This window comes from Sporosarcina sp. SG10008 (assembly GCF_044569405.1).
In the GTDB taxonomy this organism is placed as follows: Bacteria; Bacillota; Bacilli; order Bacillales_A; family Planococcaceae; genus Sporosarcina; species Sporosarcina psychrophila.
The window spans coordinates 649,921-676,101 of record NZ_CP172607.1 but is presented as its reverse complement, the minus strand read 5'-3'; the positions used below and the strand labels follow the sequence as shown (position 1 = coordinate 676,101).

The 26,181-nt window shown below is 39.9% G+C and carries 20 protein-coding genes and 1 other annotated feature; of the genes, 5 read left to right on the top strand and 15 right to left on the bottom strand.

Going from position 1 to position 26,181, the window contains the following annotated elements; genetic code table 11:
* Positions 1 to 3 precede the first annotated feature (3 nt).
* The 4 genes from ACGLYD_RS03380 to ACGLYD_RS03365 form a co-directional block, all read right to left on the bottom strand.
* Positions 4 to 1,662: an FAD-binding dehydrogenase gene (locus ACGLYD_RS03380; protein WP_187047045.1), complete on the bottom strand. Its 1,659-nt coding sequence runs from the start codon at positions 1,660 to 1,662 to the stop codon at positions 4 to 6.
* Between the two features lie 21 nt (positions 1,663 to 1,683).
* The gene (locus ACGLYD_RS03375; RefSeq protein WP_399631355.1) at positions 1,684 to 2,001 is read right to left on the bottom strand and encodes a thioredoxin family protein; all 318 of its coding nucleotides are present in this window, start codon (positions 1,999 to 2,001) and stop codon (positions 1,684 to 1,686) included.
* Positions 2,002 to 2,111: 110 nt separating this feature from the next.
* Complete coding sequence (locus tag ACGLYD_RS03370; RefSeq protein WP_399631353.1) at positions 2,112 to 2,906, bottom strand: GNAT family N-acetyltransferase; 795 nt, start codon at positions 2,904 to 2,906, stop codon at positions 2,112 to 2,114.
* Between the two features lie 108 nt (positions 2,907 to 3,014).
* A complete protein-coding gene (locus ACGLYD_RS03365; protein ID WP_067213871.1) occupies positions 3,015 to 3,524 on the bottom strand; it encodes a DUF3231 family protein in 510 nt (169 codons plus the stop codon).
* Positions 3,525 to 3,741: 217 nt separating this feature from the next.
* On the opposite strand from ACGLYD_RS03365, the gene ACGLYD_RS03360 reads away from it, so the two are divergent.
* Together ACGLYD_RS03360 and ACGLYD_RS03355 are read left to right on the top strand one after the other, a co-directional pair.
* Entirely contained in the window at positions 3,742 to 4,728 is a 987-nt protein-coding gene (locus tag ACGLYD_RS03360) for a M23 family metallopeptidase (protein ID WP_399631350.1), read from the top strand.
* 397 nt (positions 4,729 to 5,125) lie between these two features.
* Positions 5,126 to 5,683 carry a membrane lipoprotein lipid attachment site-containing protein gene (locus ACGLYD_RS03355; RefSeq protein ID WP_187047042.1) on the top strand — a complete coding sequence of 186 codons (558 nt, stop codon included), beginning with the start codon at positions 5,126 to 5,128 and terminating at the stop codon, positions 5,681 to 5,683.
* Between the two features lie 70 nt (positions 5,684 to 5,753).
* Here ACGLYD_RS03355 and ACGLYD_RS03350 read toward each other — a convergent pair whose 3' ends face one another.
* The 7 genes from ACGLYD_RS03350 to ACGLYD_RS03320 form a co-directional block, all read right to left on the bottom strand.
* Positions 5,754 to 6,536 (bottom strand): class I SAM-dependent methyltransferase, encoded by a 783-nt coding sequence (locus ACGLYD_RS03350; RefSeq protein ID WP_354313643.1) that lies wholly within the window; start codon positions 6,534 to 6,536, stop codon positions 5,754 to 5,756.
* Between the two features lie 623 nt (positions 6,537 to 7,159).
* Positions 7,160 to 7,678 carry a hypothetical protein gene (locus ACGLYD_RS03345; protein ID WP_342537785.1) on the bottom strand — a complete coding sequence of 173 codons (519 nt, stop codon included), beginning with the start codon at positions 7,676 to 7,678 and terminating at the stop codon, positions 7,160 to 7,162.
* A 569-nt stretch (positions 7,679 to 8,247) separates the two neighbouring features.
* Positions 8,248 to 9,513, bottom strand: a complete 1,266-nt coding sequence (locus tag ACGLYD_RS03340; RefSeq protein ID WP_399631347.1) for a neutral/alkaline non-lysosomal ceramidase N-terminal domain-containing protein — start codon at positions 9,511 to 9,513, stop codon at positions 8,248 to 8,250.
* A gap of 145 nt (positions 9,514 to 9,658) precedes the next feature.
* On the bottom strand, positions 9,659 to 10,384 hold the full coding sequence (locus ACGLYD_RS03335) for a class I SAM-dependent methyltransferase (protein WP_399631344.1): 726 nt from the start codon (positions 10,382 to 10,384) through the stop codon (positions 9,659 to 9,661).
* A 196-nt stretch (positions 10,385 to 10,580) separates the two neighbouring features.
* Positions 10,581 to 11,003 (bottom strand): VOC family protein, encoded by a 423-nt coding sequence (locus tag ACGLYD_RS03330; RefSeq protein WP_399631341.1) that lies wholly within the window; start codon positions 11,001 to 11,003, stop codon positions 10,581 to 10,583.
* Positions 11,004 to 11,486: 483 nt separating this feature from the next.
* Positions 11,487 to 13,523, bottom strand: a complete 2,037-nt coding sequence (locus ACGLYD_RS03325) for a prolyl oligopeptidase family protein (RefSeq protein ID WP_399633099.1) — start codon at positions 13,521 to 13,523, stop codon at positions 11,487 to 11,489.
* A gap of 124 nt (positions 13,524 to 13,647) precedes the next feature.
* A complete protein-coding gene (locus tag ACGLYD_RS03320; RefSeq protein ID WP_067206944.1) occupies positions 13,648 to 14,664 on the bottom strand; it encodes an LLM class flavin-dependent oxidoreductase in 1,017 nt (338 codons plus the stop codon).
* A 154-nt stretch (positions 14,665 to 14,818) separates the two neighbouring features.
* Positions 14,819 to 15,047: a binding site (T-box leader), on the top strand.
* A 59-nt stretch (positions 15,048 to 15,106) separates the two neighbouring features.
* Between ACGLYD_RS03320 and ACGLYD_RS03315 the strand changes: the two genes are divergently transcribed.
* Together ACGLYD_RS03315 and serA are read left to right on the top strand one after the other, a co-directional pair.
* A complete protein-coding gene (locus tag ACGLYD_RS03315; protein WP_399631338.1) occupies positions 15,107 to 16,267 on the top strand; it encodes a pyridoxal-phosphate-dependent aminotransferase family protein in 1,161 nt (386 codons plus the stop codon).
* Positions 16,268 to 17,854: a phosphoglycerate dehydrogenase gene (serA, locus tag ACGLYD_RS03310; RefSeq protein WP_399631335.1), complete on the top strand. Its 1,587-nt coding sequence runs from the start codon at positions 16,268 to 16,270 to the stop codon at positions 17,852 to 17,854.
* Between the two features lie 966 nt (positions 17,855 to 18,820).
* Here serA and ACGLYD_RS03305 read toward each other — a convergent pair.
* From ACGLYD_RS03305 to ACGLYD_RS03290, 4 genes are all read right to left on the bottom strand, one after another.
* The gene (locus ACGLYD_RS03305) at positions 18,821 to 19,294 is read right to left on the bottom strand and encodes a YjdJ family protein (RefSeq protein ID WP_399631333.1); all 474 of its coding nucleotides are present in this window, start codon (positions 19,292 to 19,294) and stop codon (positions 18,821 to 18,823) included.
* A 1,210-nt stretch (positions 19,295 to 20,504) separates the two neighbouring features.
* The gene (locus ACGLYD_RS03300) at positions 20,505 to 21,311 is read right to left on the bottom strand and encodes an HAD family hydrolase (protein ID WP_067206932.1); all 807 of its coding nucleotides are present in this window, start codon (positions 21,309 to 21,311) and stop codon (positions 20,505 to 20,507) included.
* A gap of 189 nt (positions 21,312 to 21,500) precedes the next feature.
* A complete protein-coding gene (locus tag ACGLYD_RS03295) occupies positions 21,501 to 23,567 on the bottom strand; it encodes a catalase (protein ID WP_354313656.1) in 2,067 nt (688 codons plus the stop codon).
* 138 nt (positions 23,568 to 23,705) lie between these two features.
* Positions 23,706 to 24,794: a branched-chain amino acid aminotransferase gene (locus ACGLYD_RS03290; protein ID WP_067206917.1), complete on the bottom strand. Its 1,089-nt coding sequence runs from the start codon at positions 24,792 to 24,794 to the stop codon at positions 23,706 to 23,708.
* Between the two features lie 400 nt (positions 24,795 to 25,194).
* Between ACGLYD_RS03290 and ACGLYD_RS03285 the strand changes: the two genes are divergently transcribed.
* Positions 25,195 to 26,163, top strand: a complete 969-nt coding sequence (locus ACGLYD_RS03285) for a ring-cleaving dioxygenase (protein ID WP_067206916.1) — start codon at positions 25,195 to 25,197, stop codon at positions 26,161 to 26,163.
* Positions 26,164 to 26,181 lie beyond the last annotated feature (18 nt).

The following is a 26,181-nucleotide window of genomic DNA, read 5'->3' as shown; positions in this document are numbered from 1 at the left end:
TTCTTACGCTCGCGTATAGTTTGCACATGCCCTTCCCGCTTGCCTTCCGGAAAAAATACAGCCTCCAAGGAACGTCCCTTCCAATGAACGATAGCCATGAACACCACCACCGCCAAATCCTGCTACTTCGCCAGCGGCATATAAACCCGGTATTGGATTCCCAGTCAGGTCAAGAACTCGGCCATCTAAATCGGTTTGCAATCCACCAAGTGTCTTTCGACTGACGATATGTAAACGCACCGCAATCAACGGTCCTTTTTTAGGATTAAGGAGTTTATGTGGAGCCGCTACTCTGACAAGCTTATCTCCGATATAGTGACGTGCACCACGCAATGCTGTAATTTGCAGATCCTTGGTGAATTTATTATCCATCTCACGATCCCTAGCAATGACTTGCCGTTCAATGTCGTCTAACTTCAATAAGTTTTCTCCAGTCATTTTATTCATCCCCGAGACAAGTTCCGGGAGTGTATCGGCTACGATAAAATCTTCGCCTTTATCCATGAATGCTTTTACCGGCGCAGTTGGGCCAGGCAGGATTCTCTGTAGCACTTTCCCGATACTCTTTCCCGTCAAATCCGGATTTTGCTCAGATCCGGATAACGCAAATTCTTTCTCGATGATTGATTGGGTCAATATGAACCAGGAGTAATCGTAGCCGGTTGCCCGGAGTGCTTCAAGTGTTCCTAATGTATCAAATCCTGGGAAATTCGGAGCTGATAATCGCTTCCCCTTAGCATCTAGCCAAAGGGAGGATGGGCCAGGAAGAATACGAATCCCATGATTTGCCCATACCGGGTTCCAGTTTTTAATGCCTTCCGTATAATGCCACATCCGATCCCTGTTAACAATTCGGCCCCCAGCTTGCTCTGTAATCGCCAGCATACGCCCATCCACATGTTCAGGAACCCCTGAAATCATATCTTTCGGTGCTTTTCCAAGACGGAGTGGCCAGTTTTTTCGGATCAATTCAAGATCCGCTCCCATACCCCCACTTGTCACTAACACCGCTTCCGCATATAATTCAAAGCCACTAATCACTTCACGGGAACTCGCTACACCACGGGCGACGGCACTAGGTACAAGTACAGCACCACGTACTCCAGTCACAGCACCATTTTTCGTAATCAATTCATCGACACGGTGGCGAGGCAGATACTCAACTAATCCTTTATCTATCGCAATCCGCATTTTATCCTCAAAAGGTTTAACGATACCAGGTCCTGTTCCCCATACAATATGAAAGCGCGGGACCGAATTACCAGGTCCTTCCGCTAGATGGCCACCGCGTTCCGCCCATCCTACAACCGGAAAAAAACGAATGCCTTGCGCATGCAACCACTCTCTTTTCTCAGTTGCAGCGAAGTTAACATACGCTTCGGCCCACTTCTTTCCCCAATAATCTTCATCTTCCTGACGGTCAAAACCAGCAGTTCCCAACCAGTCCTGCCAAGCAAGTTCCCGCGAATCCTTAATGCCCATTCTTCGTTGCTCAGGTGAATCAACGAGAAATAAGCCGCCAAATGACCACCAAGCTTGTCCGCCAAGAGAGGCTTCAGGTTCCTGATCGAGCAGTAGAACTTTCTTCCCGGCATTTGTAAGCTCTGCCGTCGCAACTAATCCCGCCAAACCAGCACCAACAACAATGACGTCATATTTCATCGAGTAGCCTCCCCCCTTAAATCAAGCCGAAAGACTGTTTATAAATTCTTCGATTTCCGTTTGTGATTTACGGTCTTTACTAACAAAGCGACCCACTTCAACACCACTATGGAATGCGATAAAACTCGGGATTCCAAAAATATCTAAATCTCCACATAAATCTATAAACTCATCACGGTCAACAAGAATGAAATTATATTCCGGATAATCTGCTTCGATCCCAGGTAACAAAGGTTCTATTACTCGGCAGTCCGGGCACCAATCTGCCGAAAACATGAACATTGTTCTCTCCTCATTTTTCAGCTTGTCGAATTGTTCCATTGAATGTAGTTTTTCCATTTGAAATCACTCCTATTTTTTAGTTAGCTTACACGATCTAATTATAGCATCAACAAAGACACAATTTAATATTTTCAGTGAATTATAGTTAGATTCCACCTACCATTCTGTTATTTGAAACTCCACATGCACCATTTCCCAATATCAACAAAACCAATTCGTTTATAGATGGAGCCCGCAGCGGGATTATCATAGAAAAGACAAAGCATCTTGCCTTCATTGAGCAATTCTGTGCAAAGAATAGACATGCAATATGAAGCTAATCCTTTTTTCTCATATCCCGATAAAGTACCAACGCCAACAATCATGGCCGACTGACTATTTTCTGCAGTGCTCGATGCGGAACTTATTATCCGCCCATCTTCTTCGATGAAGTACGTACGGGCAGATTTATTACTAAGTGACTCACGTTTACGTTCAACACTGAATGTACTCGTAGCAAATTCGGGAATTCCATACATTTGATCTATGATTCGTTCCGCGTCATCAGGTGTCGCTTTTTTCACTTCAATCTCTGGGGGTACTTCTTGCAAACCCTTAGCATGCTCACATTTAGCGTAATAGAGTACACGTGGATTTGACGGTTTACTAGTCAAATACGGTTCCAATTTAACAACAATCTGCTCAATCCCTGAAATGAACTCATACTTTTCATCATGATTGATAATTTCTGCAAACCCTTTTGCATCGTATTCTTCTGGTGCATATACGATGAAATTACCATCATAGTTTAGTAGAATCCCTCGCAATTCACCATCCTCAACAAAATCACCCCATAATTTCTGAATCGGGTTAGTAAACCCATACGCTTCAATATCTCCTATTATAAATAGATTTTCTGCAGGCTTCTGTGAAACGAAATCGAACGTAACTTTCCTGTCTTCTTCCACAAGCTGTCGAATCATCTGAATCATCCCTCTTCAAGTTTTATGGACTAGCTTACCACATAAGACTTTCAAGGTGCAATACGAAAAGGACCTTGTCAACTTAATGACAAGATCCTTTTCGTTTCGTTAACGACTAGGAGAATCCGTATGAAGCGGTGGCGGTATAATCCACCCTTTTTCTTTGTTCATTCTCAATAACTTCAAACCAAATAACATTTTATCTGCATGGAATTTTCCGAACATCATTGCAAGGTCTTCTCGCAAGCATTGTCCCAACACTTGGCTGCAAGACACAAGAGCTTGTCCGACGTTAATCGATATGGCACCGCTGATTTCAGGATCCATAAACCTTGCTCCGACCGGTATATCTTCCGCTTTCGCTTTAGGACGCTCTGGCAATGACGGCGGCAATGCAATGCCATTCTCTTTTAAAATATTTTCAAGTTGTTTGTTCTCCGATTTCATCGTTTTTACTGCTTCTTCCAACAGCTCGATGAGATCCCCGTCACCTGCATGATTAATAAATGCTTGATACGCACTGATTAAACCATTATTCGCTCCAACAAACGCCCATGAGCCTAGTACTTCACCGTAATGTAACGGTTCATCTTTTGGATTACCATTTAAAATACCCAATTCATCTCTCCTTTTCTCTCCACTTGTGTAATGGATTTCAATCGTATTATGTGTTAGAAAAACATTTATATACATATTTTTCACCTGCGAGTCACATACAAACCACAGGTGAATAATTAGTTTAAATTCAATTTTGAATTGTTTTCCTGAAAAATGTACTTATGAATAAATCCAATTGGGGAATTCTAATATACATGTATTAAAAGGAGGTTTTTTCGTGCGTCACTGGTTTGTCTTACCAATGTATGTACTCGCATTGTCTTTGCTATTCTTAACGGTTGTTTCAGCAAAAGAAGAGCCTAATCAAGAAATGATGCTAGATGAACGAATGCGTCTTTATTTGCGCTTCGAAAACATAACTGTCCCGTGGTATTATTTAGCGGCAGTTGATCAATTTGAACGCAACATCCAACAAGTTCGAACTGACATTCCGAAGAATGAAGGGCCGGTCGCCATTCAGTTTTCAGATGATTATTGGACAGGTCCACTTAACCCCGATAAAAAAGATACTTCTCCTGAATCGATTGCTTATTCAGATGGGAATGGACTTGATGGCAATGAAGATGGGCTAGCCAATATAAATGATGCAGAAGACGTCCTTTATACAATGGCAACTTATTTAAGCGAATATGGGCAAGCGGAAGAAGATTTCAAATTGGCTTTATTGGACTATTACAAGCGCGAAGACACGGTTAAACAAATTATAGCTATTGCAAAACTGTATAAACACTTTGAAACATTAGACTTGGATGAACACGCCTTTCCTGTCCCAACCAATTACAATTACAGTTACCGTGGAACCTGGGGAGCAAGCAGAGGATGGGGTGGCAGAAGGATTCACGAGGGAACCGATTTGTTCGCTGGATATGGTACCCCTGTTCGAGCCACGTCCTATGGCGTTATCGAAATAATGGGGTGGAATGATTTTGGAGGTTGGCGGGTCGGCATTCGCGACACCCATAATACGTACCACTATTTTGCCCATTTAGCTTATTTCAATAAAGATCTAAAAGAAGGAGACATAGTTGAACCAAAGACCATCATTGGTTCAGTGGGCAGCTCAGGTTATGGAAAAGCAGGAACATCAGGACGTTTTCCTCCTCATCTCCACTACGGGATGTACAAATATAACGGACGAACAGAATGGGCTTTCGATCCTTATCCTTCGCTTAGAATTTGGGAACGGCAGGATAAACAGAAGTGAGGTCAGTGAAAACATCAGTTATAATACTAACGTATTCGGTTGACGGAGAGAAAACATCAAATAACAACCTATATTGGGGACACAATTCACTATGAATTGATGTCTTCCTTTTTGTTGTTATATCAGTGCTTAAGTCGATTTGACAAACTAATTAACAGATCAATACGTACACGAATTGAAGTCACCGCATAAATTTATGCGGTGTTGTTGAAACAAATGCCGATAATGTTGCTAATTGTTCACTTAATATGAAGCGAACTTATTAAATAAATGAAATTTATGTTTAAATATATTTTGAATTTTTAAATTATCCATTTAAACAAACTAGCAGGATTCTTGAATGAAGTGAAACCAAAAAGTGGGACAATTCGTCTCATTAAAAAAAGGGGGATAATTGTTGAAAAAAATATTATTGTTTATTTTAGCCACCTTCATTTTGAGCGCTTGCAATCAATTGACTAAAAATTCAAATGAAGCTAGTGTTTCGCGTTCAAAAGAAACCGCTTCTACTGTTCAAACTTTGCCAGAAGATATGCCAAATGACTTTGGGTTCTCTGTTCAGTTTGGTGTGGGAAAAAATAATGAAATCAACACATTTCAAAATACAGTGACCAAAGATTTAATAACGGATGGGACTGCAAAGGCAACTGTAAATTTAACAGATAAGGAAATGGATAAGATTTATAAGAAAATGAAAGAAGTTAATATAGTTGAAAAGAAAACTTTTATACCCGAACCTATAAACGGAACCATTTGCACACAAGAACCACACGAAGAGGATGAATGGAAAATTACCATCAACGGCGAAATCATAACTCATTCTTTTTCAGAGACATACTGTGATCCTACCAACGATGCTAAACAATTAATTGAGTTACGAAATTACGTATTTAGTATAATTAGAAGTAAGGAAGAATATATAGGACTTCCCGAATCCAAAGGGGGATATGAATAGTTAATAAAAAATGGATACTTTTTTACTAACGTTTAATAATTCAACTAAAGTACTGTTAGTGAAAAAAATATTATTCAATCTTTAGCTTTATAGCTCTTGTAGTAATAAAAGTTTTAATATGCTTGTCTAAAATCCTTGTTCCACCGAAGTCATCCTCATAAAAACCTGTAATAACAAACCCTGCTTCAATTTGCCCTTGAATTTGATCTTCCAAAGTATGTGCGTATTCTATTGTTTGACTTGATTTTATATAAGCTTGAACTTCATCCTCTTGCAAATAATCCAATGACGATGAAGGTATGGAATATTTCACATCAAGAATACCTTTTCTTTCTTGATTATCATCAAAAATCCATAATAAAGGATTTGTAAATCCTGCAATTAAAATACCTCTATTTTTTAAAACTCTTGAAACTTCCTTCCATACAGGGTTAACATCTTTTACGAATAAGTTAGAAACAGGATTAACAACAATATCAAAATATTCATCTTTAAAGTCACTAAGGTCTGACATATCGCCTTGTACCGTTTTTATAGTTAATCCATCACGTTTAGCTACATATTCATCTTGTTGCAATTGCTTTTTAGATATATCAGTCACTGTTACATCTGCTCCAGCCGCAGCTAAAATAGGTCCTTGTTGCCCTCCACCAGATGCTAAACAAAGTATTTTTAATCCTACTAAAGATTTCGGAAACCAATCTCGTGGAACTGATCTTTCAGTAGTGACAGTAATTTCCCATTCACCAGATTTACTTTTTTCAATGATTTCGCTACTCACAGATTGTGTGTATCTAGACCCCTCTTCAACTTTCTTATCCCAAGCGTTACTGTTTTGTTGTGTTGTGTCCATTGTAATTCCTCCTATTTTGGCTAGGTTGTGGATGGGGCACCTTCTTAAAGTGAATCCGCTACGTTACTTTATTAACAGTAAAAACAATCTCCTGGCAACCTTGTTTTGCTAAAGTTAGCAATAGGTAAGCATTTGATTCTATTCTCCAGATTTCCCCCTGCACCGCACGGAACGTACCAGTTTCCATGCATTCCACAGTTGACACCTACTACTGTGGACAAAAAACACAGATGATTTCTTAGGATAATCATTACATCATATTTGGAATAAATACTTTGATAAACAGGGAGTAGCCTAGAGCACCTACGAATAAGGCAATAAGAATTATTACAATCGGTGTAATTTTTTTCATAGTCCCCCTCCTCGTTTGAATTTTAATAGATAATATTCTGTATTGATACTCTATTGTCATGATCGACTATATTGTGCTCATTCTAGTAATCTGCTCCATTTAGTTCAATAAGGCGTAATAAATATAAGCTGTTTTATATTTACTGATTATTTTCCACACATAAAGGATTTTCTTAAGCTACTTTACTTGAAATAACGCCCCGTTACTTTAAGTACAACTAACTCGTATTGTAAAGATCGTATCCAACACCTTCATCATCGAGTTTTACTTCTTATTTGTTTATTTGAATCCAAAATCCAGCTATATTAATAGCCTTTATATTTTCATTGTTCAATACGATTTGACCCTGTGAAAAAACAAAATACCAATCAAAAGTTAAACCTTGAATTGCATATTTAGTCGCTTGCATTTGAAGCTTGTTATCATTTACAATTTCAACAACTTCTACACATTCCACTACTGAACAATGAATCGCATGTTCCTCAATTAAGTACGTCTCAAATTCGGCTGGGCTTGTGGGAACACGATATATTACAAAAATAAAAATGACTATAAATATAAAAATGACTTTATCTTTTATTGGTGATTTTGTATGCAAAATTAGTCCTATTGCACAAATCAGTGTGATCCATAACACTGATTTAATATCAAAAATAGAAAAAAAGAAAAAGGAATTGATAATTATGAAAGATAAATAACGTTTCAGAACATCATTTTTTGATTTGATGAACAGTATATATATCGAAGCTATTAATATGAAGATAAAAAATGCGAGATTAACAATAACCATTTCTCCCCCTCCTTGTACAGTGCCTGTCTCCATACTTTAAAGACACGGCTGCCGAATTTCCAAAAATTTCTCCTTTTGCTTGAAGAGATCAGACATCACTGCACAACCATCTAAAATCCAACATAGCAATACTAAAATCACTTTTTTATCAAACATGCACACTCCTCTAATGTGTAAGAAAACAGGTTTTTGACCTTTGTTATAAAAAGCGCAAAACAAAGAGGATGCAAACGTGTACAGAACGGATATTGAATATTACGGCTACCAAAGATGGTCGATCAACAATCGTGTCATATGGCCCAACCACCAGTCTAACTCCAACGTTCACGGTGCATTACAGATTGTCGCACTTGATATGAGTAGCAGCTATGCGAGATTAATCCTACACTAGTTATTGCACTAGCCTCTAGGAAGAATGGAGTTGGTTCCTGATTTACCTATCATATCGATATAATCATTCTGAAGGCTCAGTCTTTTTTTGTTATGCAACTTTATAGATTCTAAGCAATATTTAATTTTCATAGGAGTTCAAGTGGAAAAGTTACATTTACTAATAAGCTCAGCATAAATTATTTAGTATTATATAATTCCAACACCTTTTTCACCACCTGTTCAGCAGTATTTTCAACTGGGGGCATCCACAAGTCAGTAATCGGTCCATAAATCACTGGATTCACTTCCACCTCATAACCACCGTATGGGTACGCTTCTTTTGTAGGTAAATAGCCAAGATAACCATTGGTATAACCCCCAAAAAAGGCAAGTTTATTCTTTAGTCTTTTTTTAATGTCAATAGCTGTTTCAGAAAAGGGCTCCATTGGTATTCCTGAAAATGAACCCTCATTAATTTGAAGTAATTGAATTTCTAAATCAATAGAAAGTTGCTTAATATTTTGTTTATGCATATCCAAAAGAACCATTAACCATTTATCAGTATTTACACCCCATTGATCTGCAGCTAAAAATGCCATCCTTTTTATAACATCAGGTTCAGGAATATCTTTTAGTTTCATGGACATTTTAGTTGAAACAGTTCTAAGCTTAGAAATAGACTTACAATTAATACTTGGAATCATCGTAAGGACGCTACCACTTAAGGCATAAGCCATTTTTTCTAAGGCTTCCTTTGAACCACGATAATTAGCATTAACATTTCCAGCCGCCCCTTGAATAATTATTACAGGACAGTGAAGTGTATTTTGAAGAATATCCCTTGTTAGCCCAGGATAGTCTGCTGATAAAATATCACTATCTCCCTTTAATACATTTGGATGGGCAGTACAAAATACAATTAGACCTTGAAATTTTCCTGTTGCAGGGTGTTTTATTGCTAATACTCCTATTCTGTTATCAACAGCCCCATTCACATTTATACCCATCTTCACTTTTCCATCTAATGAAATCTCTCTTCGGTTTACTCCTATTTCACCCATTGTTACATTCCATCCAACCTCAGATGGTTGCATATTCTCATTTGCATTAACAGTAGCTTTTACGACATTTGTAATTAAGCTAGTCTTATAAGATTGAACCATTTGATTATTACTTGCTGTTGCAGGACCAGAATGTGTATGAGTATAAACAACCGTTATATTTTCAAATGGGATTTTCAATTCCTTTACTATTTGTTCACGAATAATTATAGTATCTTTTATTAACATGCCTATGTTATCAATACTAATAATTACGGACTTTGTTTCTTTGCTTTCAAAAATAAAGGCTGTTGCATAAATACGTTCATCAATATTACTTATCCCAGTTGGTCTATGGTATCCAATAAAATCAATACCCAATGGTGGCGTGATATCAACCCTATAAACTCCAACTTTACTCATTTAAATCTCCCCATTAATTCTGTGGTTTTTTATTTTAGGACGTTCCGTTCTTCTTCAACAAACCTGGCCGGTAAGTCAAAAACGTTCCTATTTATCATAGAATCGTCGCGACGTTAATACTAATTTCAGAAATAATTTTCCATCATTACTTTTTGAAAGCTTTTATTATAAATGTTGCAGGCACTAATTGGGCTTTTTGGGTTGAGTACCATCTCGAAGGATTATCTGAAACTTTGTTATCAGATAACTCAACATCATCTAATACTTTTTCAATAGTGAAACCGGATTCGATTAGTGTATTTATATATGTACTTAATTTCCGATGGTGAATAATGACACTATTATGCCACGCTTCATTGTATTCCGGACCTTCGATATTATAAGATTTATTAAAAGTAAACGATGAATCTTCGTAGGTCAAGCGGTCGTGGATAGGGTGTTCCCAACTAAAGATGAAAATACCACCTGGCTTTAGATAGTTATGGATATTTGACAATGTACGTCGTAAATCAACCGTCCACCCTAATGCATAAATTGAGTATGCAATATCAAAGTAATTGCTTGGTAGTCCAGGGTTTTCCTCCATTGGAGACTCTACTAAAGAAACTTTGACTTGTTGGTTACCCAACAATTTAGTAGCTGTTTCTATTTGCTTTGTTGAAAGATCTACCCCCCAGAGTTCCTTTGCTCCTTTATTTCCCATATATTGTAATGAATGCCCACTACCACATCCAATATCCAAGACCTTTTGATTTGAAATATCACCAAATAGTCCAAGTCGTTCTTCATTCAAAGAAAATGGTCCATATTCCGGAAGAGCTGTTCTTCCGAAAAAACGTTCTGCTGATTTCTCCCAGCTTTCCTTATTCAATTTCAAAATTTCCTTATTCGCTTCGATGTTTGCCACTTCCTTTGATTATTCTCAAATTTAATTTAGTACCAATTTACATCTAACTATCTAAATTCTACGAAGTATTATTATTTCTTTTTCAATCAAATGACCCTTTAGTTTAACAAGGAAAATAGTTACAATTAGTTATTTTTCCTATTCCAATCTTCTAACGACATCATTTCAAAGTCTTCCTAAAATCCAACCTTAAAGGGGTGATTAATTCAAGAGAATTACCATCAGGGTCTTGAAAATATATTGCTGCATGCGCATTGGGATTATTCGGTAAAACTAGTGGTTGCTTTTCTGGTCGGAATCCAAAGTCAGTCTTTACTGGAATTCCTTTTTGTTCGAGCCATTCTTTGGCAACCTCTATATCCTCTATATCAACTTGAAAAGCAATGTTTCTCAATGAAGGATGATATGGTGTTTCAACTTTATCTGTTTCCCACAGCCCTAACCAACTACGTCCTTTCTCAATCCAAAAAAATACTAGTTTCTCTTTTTGATATGCAATTTCTAAATTAAGTTTTTTATAAAACTCTATAGAAGTTTCAAGATTCCTAACAGGTAAATGTGCTTCATATAAACCTTTAATCATCGACATAACTCCCTTTTGGTTAGAATACACTTTTTCGAAAAAATCACCTCAAATTACTGTCTGAAAATCACTCAATTTCAGACCTGAGGTGAAAAACATTCACTTTATGATCTGGAGACGAAAGATCAAACCAACACCTATGTTGAAGTATTGAATACGGTGTACAAACTGAGCGAAGGCGCCTTACAAGGGGTAGCCGAAGCCCTAAGACTAACGGCGAAGCTGTCTGGCTTAGGGCGGGAAGCATCCCCGAGCGCCGGAGGGAATTCAATGGGATTCTTTATTCCAACTTGTTAACTTACCTCATTGAAAAATTCTTGCTAAAACTGTTGCGCTTTTTAATCGCAAAATCATAGGAATGGCTATATACAAAAAAAGGGGGACCTATCCGCTATTGCGAATAGGTCTGTAATTCCCCTAGCTATTTAGTTATTTCGTTCCCATCACAAGAAATAGTTACGATTGTTTCGGTTCTTGTCTAACTTAAATTTCAATCTCCAATGTCTTAAACAAGAACGAATACATATCCGTCTGTTCTTCGATGATTTTAACAGTTGGTTTACCAAGTCCGTGGCCGGCATTCTTTTCCACCCGCAGAAGGATTGGATTATTTCCTAGTTGTGCCGCTTGCAATGTCGCTGCAAATTTCGTCGCATGCCACGGCACCACACGATCATCCGTATCAGCTGTTGTCACAAGTGTCGGTGGATACTCGACGCCTTCTTTGACATTATGAAGCGGAGAATACTTGTACATGAACTCGAAATGTTCCGGATTTGTTTCAGCATTTCCGTAATCGGTCACCCAATAGCGTCCCACAGTAAATTTATGATAGCGCAGCATATCAGTGACAGGAACGAGACAAAGTGCCGCCCCATATAGATCAGGCCGCTGAGTGATGCATGTTGCGACAAGCAATCCACCATTACTTCCGCCCATAATGGCAAGTTTCTTGCTGTTCGTATAGTTTTGTTCAATCAGCCACTCTGCTGCTGCAATGAAGTCATCAAAGACATTTTGCTTTTGCCCCAACGTCCCCGCTTTGTACCATTCCTCACCAAACTCTCCACCGCCACGTAAATTCGCAACCGCATACACGCCGCCCGCCTCAATCCACATACGCTGTGATGGGGAAAAAGCCGGAGTCAAGTTAACATTAAAACCGCCATAACCATATAACAAAACAGGATTATCGCCCGTCAATTTCAACCCTTTTCGATGCGTCAGGAACATCGGAATACGCGTGCCATCTTTGGATGGATAAAACACTTGAGTAGTCTCGAAGCCTGTTGCTACAAATAACTCTGACGTATTAAATACAGTATTCAATTCATCTTTTTCAAAATCATAGCGTGCAATCGTTGTCGGCACCAAATATGATGTATAGCCTATGAACATCGTTGACGCTGTTTTCTTGCCGGTCACGCCTGATAAGGAAATGTAATTAGGAAGAGACACTTCTTTTTGGAACCGTCCGTCCAAATCATAAATACGTAGTTTGTAATGGGCATTATGCAAATAGCATACGACAAACTGCCCGTTAATGATTTTTGCGAATGTAAGGACGTCTTCTTGTTCTGAAATGATGTCAATCCAATGCTCTTTCCCTGGTTTGTCCAAATAAACAGCAATAATTTTTTCTTTCGGTGCATCGTGACTAGTCGTGAAGTAAAAGAGCTTCCCTTCATTTCCTATAAACGAATATTCGCCGTCATCGTCTGCCAATAAATGAACAAATCCTTCATCAGCTTGTTCATCACGATAATAGATACGACTTTTATTTTCTGTTCCTTTCCATACTGATAAAATCAAATAACGATAATCATCAGAGAGTATTGGATTAAAAGATAACTCTTTATCCTCAGTGTCTTCATATGCCAGAATATCCTCTTCTTGGACTGTACCAACCGTGTGCCAGTAAACGCGGTTATAGTTACTCTCATCTTCTGAATCGACCGTCCCAGGTTCAGGGAATCGATTATAATAAAATCCGCTTCCCTCTTCATTCCATGCAATACTGCTAAACTTGCACCATTTGATGACGTCAGCTTCGTCTTTTCCCGTCTGTAAATTGCGGATTCGGATTTCCTGCCAGTCACTTCCGTTCAATGAAACACCGTAGGCTAGGCGATTCCCATCTTTCGTAAACGCAAGATTCGTTATCGCTGCCGTCCCTTCTTCATTCAACGTATTCGGATTTATAATGACCTCAAGCTCATCTGATGATATATCCTTTGTCCGATAAAAAATTGCTTGGTTTTGTAGTCCATTATTTTTATGAATATAATAATAGTCCCCTTCTTTTTGCGGAACGGAGTATTTCGGATAATTCCATGATTTCGTTAATTTCTCTTTCACTTTATCCCGTTTCGGATACGTTGCTAAATAGTCTTGGGTTGCTTCATTTTGTTCATCAATCCAATTCTTCACCTCTAAAGTTTCCGGCTTTTCGAGCCAGCGAAAAGGATCTGCAACATCAGTACCATGGTAGTTTTCAACAATCGTTTCTGTCTTTGTCATATTGCTCACCTCATTACCCCCTATAAATGTCATCATCTATATTTTACCATATCACCACCTCAATTAAATAACTATTCTAAATAAAAAGCCGCTAACCTAATTAAAGGTTGCGACTTTTATTTATTCAATCCATCATGTCTGCAATTATGCTATACGAACGCATGCGCTCTTCATGACTGTATACTTGCGTATTGATAATTAATTCGTTCGCTCTTGTTTCTTGAATGAAACTTTCGAGCTTGCGTTTAACCGTTTCGGGACTGCCAACAATCGTTGTACGAGGATCGAGCGTTTGCTTAATAGATGCTTGTTGCTGTGGTGACCAATACTCATTGATATTGTCAACTGGTGGTTTTAATTGTGATGGCATTCCCGTAGTGATACCAAGGAATTGAAGTTGCTGTGAAGTCGCCAACCATTGCGCTTTTTCGTCCGTCTCCGCTGCGATGACATTGATACCAAGCATGGCATACGGTTCTTTCAAAAACTTAGATGGCTTAAAGTTTTGATGGTACAACTGTAATGCTTGCAACGTATACGCAGGTGCAAAATGACTCGCGAAAGAAAAAGGTAAGCCTTTCTGTGCTGCAAGTTGTGCACTAAAGCCGCTCGAGCCGAGAAGCCAGATGGGTATATCAAGTCCTTCACCTGGAAAGGCGCGAACTCGAGCGGATCTGTCCGGTTCAAAATAAGCTTGAAGTTCGGCTAATTGTTCCGGGAAATCGTCACCAGTACTTTGTAATGTGCGACGCAGTGCATAAGCAGTTGCTTGGTCAGAACCTGGCGCACGCCCAAGTCCCAAATCGATTCTTCCCGGATAGATAGATTCGAGTGTACCAAACTGTTCGGCAATAACAAGTGGTGCATGGTTAGGTAACATAATACCGCCCGAACCTACGCGAATTCGTTTTGTTACGCCTGCAATATGACCTATAAGTACCGATGTTGCGGAACTTCCAATGCCAGGCATATTGTGATGTTCTGCAAACCAGTACCGATTGAAACCTAATTTTTCAGCATGCTGTGCCAATTCCGCACTATTTTTGAAGGACTGTGTTGCATTGCTACCTTCATTTATTGGAGAAAGGTCCAAAACGGAAAGTGGAATCGAATTGAACTTTTTAATTTTATCAGCAACCAAATCTTTTCACTCCTTATTTTGTTCTTATAAGAAAGAATACCGTTCCTGACTAGATTCCTCTACCAATTGGACTCAGAAAAAAGTGATTTCGGATAAAATGATGCTTGACATTCAATTTTCATTTGTTATGATTAGTTCTAATTCCATAACTAATCTAACTATTTTGATGGAGACACACTTTATCTACTGAAATCTCAAGAGAGCTGATGGATGGTGCAAATCAGTGATTTCGCAGTAAAGTAGCACTCTGGAATAGATAAACTGAAACGTCTAGTAGGTTTATCCGTCACATGCGCGTTAAGCATGCTAACCAAGACTGTCTATTTTTTTCAGACAGTAAAAAGGGTGGTACCGCGTGAGTATTTCAGCTTTTCGCCCCTTACATTTATTTGTAAGGGGAGGAGGGCTTTTTTTTGTTCCCAAAATCGAGAGGAGAATGAAGATGTTACAAGATCAAATGCTACTTAGGATTCCAGGACCAAGTCCCATCCCGCCAAGTGTACAACGAGCGATGAGTCAACCAATGATTGGCCACCGAGGACAAGAGACATCGAATATGCTTAAAAATATCGCACCAGGTCTGCAACGGATTTTCGGTACGACACAAGACGTTGTTATTTTAACAGGTAGCGGAACAGCTGGTTTGGAAGCTGCTGTTGTAAATATTGTGAAGCCTGGCGATGAAGTATTAGTCATTGTAACAGGCGCATTCGGCGAGCGTTTCTCAAAAATTTGTGAAGCTTACAATATCACGGTTAAAAGCTTAAATGTCGAATGGGGCGAAGCGCTGAATCCCCTAGAAATTAAACGCTATCTACAAGAGCATCCTGAAATCAAAGCTGTATTTTCTACATATTGCGAGACTTCTACTGGCGTATTAAATCCTATCAAGGAACTCGCACAGGCAGTACGTGAAGTGTCAGATGCATTAATCGTCGTCGATGGTGTTTCATGTGTTGGCGGTGTTGAGACGAAAATGGATGATTGGGGAATCGATGTCCTGGTGACAGGTTCTCAAAAAGCATTCATGCTACCAGCAGGACTGGCTTTCATCGCGGCAAGTGAACGTGCCTGGACTATCATCGAGAATAACCCACAACCACGCTACTATATGGATTTAGTAAGATATCGCGACAATCTGTTAAAAGATACTACCCCTTTCACACCTGCACTATCCTTGTTATTCGGCTTGGAACAAGTTCTTCAGCTTGTCGATCAAGAAGGAGTCGAACAAGTAAATGCACGACATATTTTGATGATGAACATGACGCGCGCCGCTTTCCGGGCATTAGGTATTCCTTTATTAACAAGTGATAAAGATGCCTCTCCTACGGTCACAGCGGTTAAACCGGAAGATTTCGACGCAGAAGCGTTTAGAAAAGTGATTAAACATGAGTTCGGCTTAATCGTAGCAGGCGGCCAACAGCATTTAAGCGGCAAAATATTCCGCATTGGCCATATGGGATACTGTTCTCCCGCAGATGTCCTTCAAACAATCAGTGCGATGGAAATCGGCTTACTCAAAGTCGGCAAAGAAATTGAATTAGGAAAAGGCACTGCCGCTGCACAGCAAGTCTACTTAAACGAAGGAGTGTTGGTCTAAATGACTTTTAATATACTTATTAGCGATCCGTTAAGCGAAGATGGTATTTTTCCATTAAGGCAGGCTGAAGGCTTGAACATCGTCGTTGATACAACTTGCACACCCGCTGAATTAGCGTCTAAAATTCATAACTATGATGCCTTGCTTGTTCGTAGTCAAACACAAGTGACACGCGAAATTATTGAAAAAGCAACGAGGTTAAAAATCATTGGGCGTGCTGGTGTCGGCGTCGACAATATCGATTTAGACGCAGCGACTGAACATGGTATTATCGTTGTCAATGCTCCGGATGGCAACACGAACTCCGCTGCTGAACATACAATTGCAATGCTTATGTCCCTTGCACGCAAAATTCCGCAAGCCTTCAACTCATTAAAAAACCAGCAATGGGACCGTAAGTCATTCATTGGTGTTGAATTAAAAAATAAGACACTCGGTGTAGTAGGTCTTGGTCGTATCGGTGCGGAAGTTGCGGCAAGAGCAAAAGGTCAGCGAATGAATGTCATTGCCTATGATCCTTTCTTAACAGAAGAGAAAGCGAAGAAGATGGGTATTACTGCGGGAACTGTTGAAGAAGTACTAAGAGCAGCAGACTTTATTACTGTTCATACTCCACTTTTGAAAGAAACGCGACATATGATCAATAAAGAAGCCTTTAATTTGATGAAAGACGGCGTTCAAATCATTAACTGCGCACGCGGCGGTATTATCGATGAAGATGCATTGTATGATGCAATCGTAACGAAGAAAGTTGCAGGAGCTGCACTCGACGTCTTTGAAACAGAACCATTTGTTGGCCATAAACTGCTGACACTTCCTGAAGTCATCGCGACTCCACACTTAGGTGCAAGTACGATTGAAGCGCAAGAAAGCGTTGCAATTGATGTTAGCCGTGATGTTGTCACTTTCTTAAACGGCGGTGCGGTGCAAAACCCTGTTAATCTTCCTTCTGTTTCAAAAGAAGCGCTGGCTAAAGTTGAACCATTCTTTGACTTAGTTGAAAAGTTGGGCGTATTCTTATCTGATTTAGCAGAGGGGGTTATCGAGGAAGTAAATATTTATTACTCAGGGCAGCTTGCTGAATCTGATGTCCGTCCTTTGACACGCAACACGCTAAAAGGCCTGTTGAAGCGCAATCTTGGAAACCATGTCAATGATGTCAACGCCAAGTTTTTGGCAGACCGTATCGGCATCAAGGTTAATGAACATAAAACTTCTACATCGAAAGGTTTTTCAAATTTAGTTACGGTTGAAGTATCGACAACGAATGGAGTAAGACGTGTTGCCGGAACTTTACTAAATGGTTTAGGTGCACGTATTGTCAAAGTCGATGATAACCTTGTCGATGTAAAACCTGATGGCCATTTACTGTTCATTAAACATAAAGACCAACCGGGTGCAATTGGCCGGGTCGGAACATTACTAGCAATCGAAAACATCAACATCGCAACGATGCAAGTTGGCCGATCCACTGTTGGCGGTAATGCAATCATGATGCTATCTGTCGATAACCATGTTGAGAAGGCTAACGTAGAACGTTTGAAAGAGCTTGAAGATATCTTTGACGTTATCGCGATCGATTTGTAAGTACGATTCCGATTTTGTTTGACTTGAATCAAATAAATAAATGGATAGAGTCTTCAGATGACATCTAATTCTCTATCCATTTTTCTTTTAAAGTTCATTGTTATAAAATCCACTTTCACTGGACCACTTCCGGTTCGCTTTCGGCGAACTAATCACGACACATTTACCGTGAGACATGTGTGGCTAGAAGTGACTCCGTCACTTCTAGCCACACTTTTTTCGGTAATCCTGTTGCGAATAGTTGCCTGTCGCTTACCTTCAATGTTCAAGTGAAAAATGCAGTTATGTTTGAAAGAAACGAATAGATGACTTTCTATCGGGCACTCTTGCAAGTTGTACATTGTGTTCCTTGCTTACTTCTAGCAAAGAGTATGCATCTAATCTTGTGATATCTTATAGAAAGTGACACTCCTTCACTAATACAAAAGGGAAAACCCTATAGAAAGTTTCAGCCGCCAAAATTGCATCTTTGGCGGCTTTTCTCCAGGTAAGAAGCCAGCTATTCTTTCGTCCCAAAAAGCATCTGCACTTCGTGTGAAGCCACTGAAAAAGCTCTTTTTTATATTACGAACTAGTTGATTGTAGTGAAGAGCGGCGACTCCAGCGGGAACAGCGCGAGCTGAAGACCCCGCAGGAACGCAGTGACGAGGAGGCTGAAGCCGTGCCCGCGGAAAGCGTCCGCTCGGAACGGAAATCAACGGGATTGAAGGAAATCGTACTTTTTCAGTGCCCTCCTTCATGTACTTATGCATTTTGAGCGCGCCGGATGAAGGGCCACCATACGATTACCGAAAAGAGTGTATAGGGATACGACAAAGTCGCATCCCTATACACACAGACCTCTCGATAATGATATAGACGTCATTCAATCCAAAGCAGCCCAAATGCCACTATACACGTAGCGCCCAGTAGGTGATCACGTCATTCACTGGTTAATTTTGTTTAATTAACAGGTGTGAAATAAAGCTAACTTATTTCTTTAACCTTATTATTAACTAGTCTAACCAACGCAATAACTAAAAATAAAATACCGATAAACAAAAGACTAGCGAAAATGATTTTCAAACCGCTAGTTGGAGAATTAGACAGGAAACCGCCTAATACCAGGAATAAAACACTAATAGAAGCAAGGTAATACGTGAACACCTTATGGTTACGTTTAAATAAAATATACCCCAGGAGGATTATGAGATATGTCCCACTTAACAACATTAGCAAAGGAAATACAGGTGCAAATTTAGCTGCATACATAAAATAATCAATTGGTAGAATTTCGCTTGCGTTTTCCACTTGTCCATTCACTATTCCAGAAAAAAGCGCGGTATGTTTCCATTCCCAAGAATGCTCTAGTAGTGCGCTACCTTCATACCATGCTACCCCAGTAGAAAATAGTAAAAGAATTGATGCCAAAACAAATTGGATGATGACCCTAAAAGACATTTTCTCCACCTCAAATTATCGATAAACTCTGATTTCCATTTACTCACAACTTAAATATCTCTACTATATATGTTGAACAAATGAATACGACGTATGCGCTTTACAAGGGCTTTTGGAAGGCTACTGAAAAAACCTAATAATTGGAATGAAATAGAAATCCTACGAATACCGCTTCGATGCTTTGTGGATGCCTCCCGCGATAAGCCAGGGCACTGAAAAAGTACAATTTCCTTCAATACCGTTGATTTCCGTTCCGAGCGGACGCTTTCCGCAGACACGGCTTCAGCCAATCGAACAGAAAAGGGTTCGATTTGCCGTATTTCTGCGTTCTTTGCAGAAATTAAGGCATTCTTACCCCGTGCTCCCAACGCTAGCGCTTTTGCTCGCAAAAGCCGTTCTTCGTAACGGCTCTTCCTGCGGGGTCTTCAGCTCGCGCTGTTCCCGCCGGAGTCGCCGCTCTTCACTACAATCAACTAGTTCTTACTATAAAAAAGAACTTTTTCAGTGGCTTATCGCTCCGGCTACCACGAAGACGCGCCTTCGCTAGATGGTCTTTGTGAGAAAGCGCATTTCATTATTAGTGGTGAAATCTGCAACCTGGATTGCGTCTTTCTTGACTATAATTATATATGTTGAATCCGGTATATATACTGAGCGAAGGCGCCTTAACAGGGGTCGCCGAAGCCATAAGACTGGCGGCGAAGCTGCTTGGCTTATGGCGGGAGGCATCCCCTAGCGCCGGAGTGGTTCAATGGGATTCATTTATATAGTAGCAACTAGTAATCACATTATAATCTCAGCATATACATCTCAAAATCACATTTCTCTCGATATTGAACACCCTAGCGCAGGCGCGGCAAAGGGGTCGCCGAAGCCGTAAGACTGGATGCGAAGCGCTAATCCAGGCTTATGGCGGAAGGCATCCCCAAAGCGCCAAGCGTTCTATAATCCACACCCCGAATTATAACTCTCTCATTATCGAGAACCACAGCAGATTCAATGGGATTCTTTAATTCAACATATATAATACGTTCTTCACGATACGAAGATTCCGTTAATTTTAGATGATCAATCCAAAACTATTTTCATTTCCATAATTTAAATCCCGCACAAAAAAGCGCTGACCAACTGGAGCGCTTTTTCGTTTTGTAATGTAAGCAGTTTGTCCACTCCATCCTCAATCCTCAATCCTTCAGGATAGATTTGATACTCATTGGACAGCCTGTTTCTTATTCAACTCTTCAAGGATAGGATATAACTTTTCTAAATGATTAATTTCATAAGTCGGTACAACTTCTTCACTGGGCAGTTTATTCTCCCGATTAATCCAGACAGAACGCATTCCGACACGTGATGCTCCTAAAATATCCGTCATTAGATTATCGCCTACCATTATTGCTTCCTCTGCAGTTACGCCGTTTTCAGTAAGCACATGTTGAAAAATAGATGCGTCGGGCTTTCCTACTCCGAATGCGCCTGAGACGATGATTTGGTCAAAATAAGGAACGAGTTCGGATGTGACTTCAAGTTTCGTGTGTTGTAAACTTGGTGAACCATTTGTTAATAGTACAAGCTTGTATGTATCTTTCAGACTGTCCAGCACTTCGAATGTTTCTTCATATAGATAAGGATGCTTTTTCCGTTCCTGTGGGAATAATTCTGCTAACGTGCTGCCAAGGTCTTCATCATTAATGCCGATTCGCTGAAGTCCATTTGTCCACGCTTCCTTACGATAGCCTGGAACAATTGCTTTCATTTTTTGAAAATAGTCCCCTTCATCATTGAATGTCCCCCAGAGACCTTCGAATGGGTTAATGCCAATCATCTGAGTAAATTCATAGGTATCATACGATTCGTAAAGCTTTCTCGCTTCCAATCTGACAGCTTCTTCAAGTTTAGCAGGATTAAGATCATGTACTTGGGCTGCATGTTCACATGTTTTTTCGAATGCGGTTTCTACACTTTTTTTATCCCATAATAATGTATCATCCAAATCAAAAATAATCGCTTTTATCATAAGAAATCATCCCCTATCTGCTTTATAAACTAGTATACATGATTTCAGACTAGTTTAACGAGTAAGAACAAAAGCGCTAGAGTCTAGACGTGAAATAGCTTCTCTTGGTGTTTAACCACAGTACGAGATTTTATAATTTCCTAGTCAAAGAAAAAACCGCTCCCTATTTCTAATCGGAGCGGCCATTCTTCAATAAATTTCTCTGTCCCAGAAGCGTTGCTGTGCGATTGCTTTTACAAAATCATCATCAAAATCGGGATTATCCGTCGCGAAGACAATTCCTGGCCCCGCCTTCGCATTTGATAATTCAAAGAAAGGAAGACCTGTCGATGCAAATCCAATCGGTTTATAATGCTTGAACGATTCGTTAATAAAGTATTGGATATTGGAATTGAATTTTGCTTGATTTTCAGCCGTACCACCAACAACATATAAGCTATCAAATAAAACCGGATCCATTGTAAGGAATGTTTCATTAACGATTACATTAAGGCCATCCGCACCTCTTACTGTGCCTAGTTTTTCACCAACAATATCCACTGTGACGCCATATTTCCTTAACGTTTTGACAGCTCTTTTCACTTCTGCACCATTAAAATCATTACCAATCAGTACGCCGACTTTCAACGTGTAAGGGACTCTAGTTGTATTTTCCTGACTGAGTGCCGGTGATGAGGCCTTGACGTTCACTTGCTTGCCAGTAGGAGGGTTCACCCCGACACCATCTGCGATATGGATTGCCAATCCTTCATCCACATTGGCAAACATGTCAACAACTTGCTGTCTTACACTTTTACTAGCCACTTTCCCAACTTCAAAGATGAATGCATCAGTGATATGCTGCTTCTCTGGTGGCGACATACTATTCCAAAATAGTCTAGCCTGAGAAAAGAAATCTTTGAATGAATCGCTTCTTGCTTGAATGATACGCCCTTCCACTTTTTCTGCATAATGGACGAATCCGCCTTCTTTCGCAGTAGAAGTGGACGGTGTATTATCCGCAAGCGAGTTTTTATGGTAACTGACCTGCCCAACATCAATTCTCTGACGGCTATAGCCATTTCGCTGATTATTATGGAATGGACAGACGGCACGATTGATAGGAATCTCAGTGAAATTCGGTCCCCCGAGGCGAATGAGTTGTGTATCTAAATAGGAAAATAATCTACCTTGTAGAAGTGGGTCATTTGTGAAATCAATTCCAGGTACGACATTACCCGGATGGAACGCAACTTGCTCTGTTTCCGCAAAGACGTTGTCAACATTACGATTAAGCGTCATCTTGCCAAATATTTTAACAGGTACGATTTCTTCCGGCCAAAGTTTCGTAGCATCTAGTACATCGAAATCGAACATGAATTCATCTTTTTCATCAATCATTTGTACACCTAGTTCATACTCAGCAAAATTACCATGTTCAATTGATTCCCATAAATCCCGCCGTTGAAAGTCTGGATCTTTCCCAGAAATCTTCTGTGCCTCATCCCATACAAGCGAATGTACGCCAAGTGCTGGTTTCCAATGGAACTTTACAAACCGGCCTTTGCCTTGTTCATTGACGAATCGGAATGTATGAACACCAAATCCCTCCATCATTCGCCAACTCCTCGGAATCGCCCGATCTGACATTAGCCACATGACCATATGCGCCGATTCTTGGTTGTTAGCAACAAAGTCCCAAAACGTATCATGTGCAGAGGCAGCTTGCGGCATCTCGTTATGTGGTTCAGGCTGTATCGCATGGACAAGATCCGGGAACTTAATGCCATCTTGGATGAAAAAGATGGGAATATTGTTACCCACAAGATCATAGTTCCCTTCCTCGGTATAAAACTTAACAGCAAATCCCCGTACATCCCTTACTGTATCCGCAGAACCTTTGCTCCCTACAACATTCGAGAATCTCGTAAAAACTGGGGTTTTCGTTCCGGGTTCCTGTAGAAATCCTGCTTTTGTAAATTCCTTCATTGATTCATACAATTCGAAAAAACCGTGTGCTGCATATCCTCTGGCGTGTACAACCCGCTCTGGAATCCTTTCATTGTCAAAGTGAGTTAATTTTTCACGAAAATGAAAGTCCTCCATTAATGTTGGTCCACGGATACCCGCTTTCAATGATTCCTCGTCATTCGAAACTTTCAGTGCTTGATTTGTTGTCATTTTTGTTCCTTCATTATTCACACGGAATTGTTCCAACTGTTTATCTTTACTGTTTTCATCTATGACTTGTTTGTGGTTTGGTGATAATTTATCCACACAATCCCCTTCCGCTATCCATTTAGTAATTCTAGGCGCTTCCCTACTATATGCAGGACTTCCCCAACTGGATACAAAGAAAAGGATAGCACCTTGGAAGGGCTACCCTTTTCTTCACCTATTATATAGAAGAAACAATTATACTTTTACCGTGTCAGTGACTTCAACTACCCACCCGAATGAATCTTCCACTTTACCGGTTTGAATACCCGTTAGTGTCTCATACAGTTTTTTAGATAATTCACCGGTTTGATTATTATTAACGACCATTATGTCATCGCCCCAATTTAGTTCTCCAATTGGTGAAACAACTGCTGCCGTTCCTGTTCCGAAAGCTTCCTCTAAAGTACCTGCTTGGTGTGCTGAACGAAGTTCTTCCATGGATATTTTACGTTCAACAACCGGAATATCCCAATGCCTCAGTAATTGAAGGATTGACTTCCTCGTAATTCCTTCTAAAATACTGCCATTTAATATTGGTGTAATAACTTCACCGTTAATTTTGAAGAAGACGTTCATACTTCCCACTTCTTCTATATACTTTCTTTCTACACCATCAAGCCAAAGAACTTGTGAATAACCTTTTTTGCTTGCTATTTCTTGTGCTCTTAGCCCGGACGCGTAGTTACCGGCTGTTTTTGCCGTTCCAGTTCCGCCTGCTACTGCACGCACATACTCATTTTCAACGAGAATTTTAACGGGATGAATTCCTTCTTTATAATACGATCCAACAGGAGAAAGGATAATGATGAATTTATATTTCTTCGATGGTGAAACGCCAAGATAGGGTTCAGTCGCAACCATGAATGGTCTTATGTACAGGGAAGTTCCTTCTGTTACTGGAATCCAGTCTTTATCGATAGAAATTAATTTTTCTAAAGCTTCGATTGCAATTTCTTCATTGAAAGCTGGCATGCATAAGCGTTCACTCGATTTGTTCATGCGACGCATGTTTTCTTCTGGGCGGAATAACAATACTTGCCCCTCTTTGCCTACATAGGCTTTTAATCCTTCAAAAATTGTTTGACCATAGTGAAAAACGGTTGCCGCCGGATCCATTTCAAGTGGTGCATATGGAATGATTCTATGATCCGTCCAGCCTTGGCCTTCACAATAGTCAGCCACAAACATATGGTCTGTAAATACTCTTCCGAATTCCAACTGATCTGATTGTGGTTTTTGTTTTTTTGATTCACTCAATGTGACAGTGATTACATGGTTCGTCATGATGTGTGCATCTCCCTATGTCTAATTTTCAGGCCAGCTGATTTGGCTATTTCCGTATATTATGTGATTAAAAAGGAATACCAAGATAAGCGTTACCTCACGCTTAAACGATATTCCTTCATTTATCCATGTACGTAAATAACTTTCTAATAATATAGATTATATCAACTTCTTCGTAAATAAGCTATCTAATCATAAAAATATATCACATTTTTTATAGTCCCTTTCCAGAATAAAGAATAATCGTTCTGAATACCTATGAAGATAAAAACAGATGATATGTATGGATATTGAACCCTCGAAGGGACACATCTCTTGACAATTTCGTCCTCTCGCTGTAATATTAGCTTGAATTCAAGATAACTTTACAAAGATATTATCCAAGAGAGGATTGATAAAGATGAACGTAAAAGGCATTCACCATCTAACAGCAATGACTGGTAGCGCGGCGCATAACTTTAAGTTTTACACTGAGGTACTTGGTATGCGACTAGTGAAAAAAACAGTAAATCAGGACGACACAACTGCTTATCATTTATTTTACGGAGATGAGCAAGGGAATCCAGGAACTGAACTGACATTTTTTGATTTCCCAAATGCTGGACCAAAACGAGCAGGTGTCAGTAGTATTTCCAACTCATCACTTCGTGTAGCAAGTGACGCTGCACTAAATTATTGGATTGAACGCTTTACTGAATTTAACGTAAAACATGCACCCATTTCAGAATTTGCTGGTCGCAATGTTATTTTCTTCGAAGATGCGGAAGGTCAACAATTGACGCTCGTTTCCGATGAGACAAACTCAGTCGCTGCGACTGGAACTCCATGGGATAAGAGCCCTGTTCCGGTTGAGTATGGGATAACCGGGCTTGGTCCAGTTAGGCTAACTGTCCGCACTCCTGAACCGACTATCGCAGCTCTTCAAATACTCGGGTTTACAGAGAAGAACCGTGTTCCAGCTCTTGTTGAAGGACAAGACGACATCATTGTTATGGAAGTCGGAGATGGTGGTTCAGGCGCTGAAGTGTTCGTTGAGCCACGCAATGACTTACCTGCAGAGGTGCAAGGGATAGGCGGCGTTCACCACGTAGCTTTCCGTGTTAAGGACGAAGAAGAACTACATGCATGGATTGATAAAATTAACAGTACACGATTGCCGAACTCCGGATTTGTAGAGCGATTCTATTTCCGTTCACTATACTTCCGCGAGCCAAATGGTATCCTATTCGAACTTGCAACAGATGGACCTGGATTCGCAACAGATGAGCCGCTTGAAACATTGGGTGAGTCACTTGCGCTACCACCGTTTTTGGAAGGTAAACGTGCGGCAATTGAAGCGAATATCAAACCATTGAATACAAGTAGATAAAAGAGCTGCGTGTAGAGA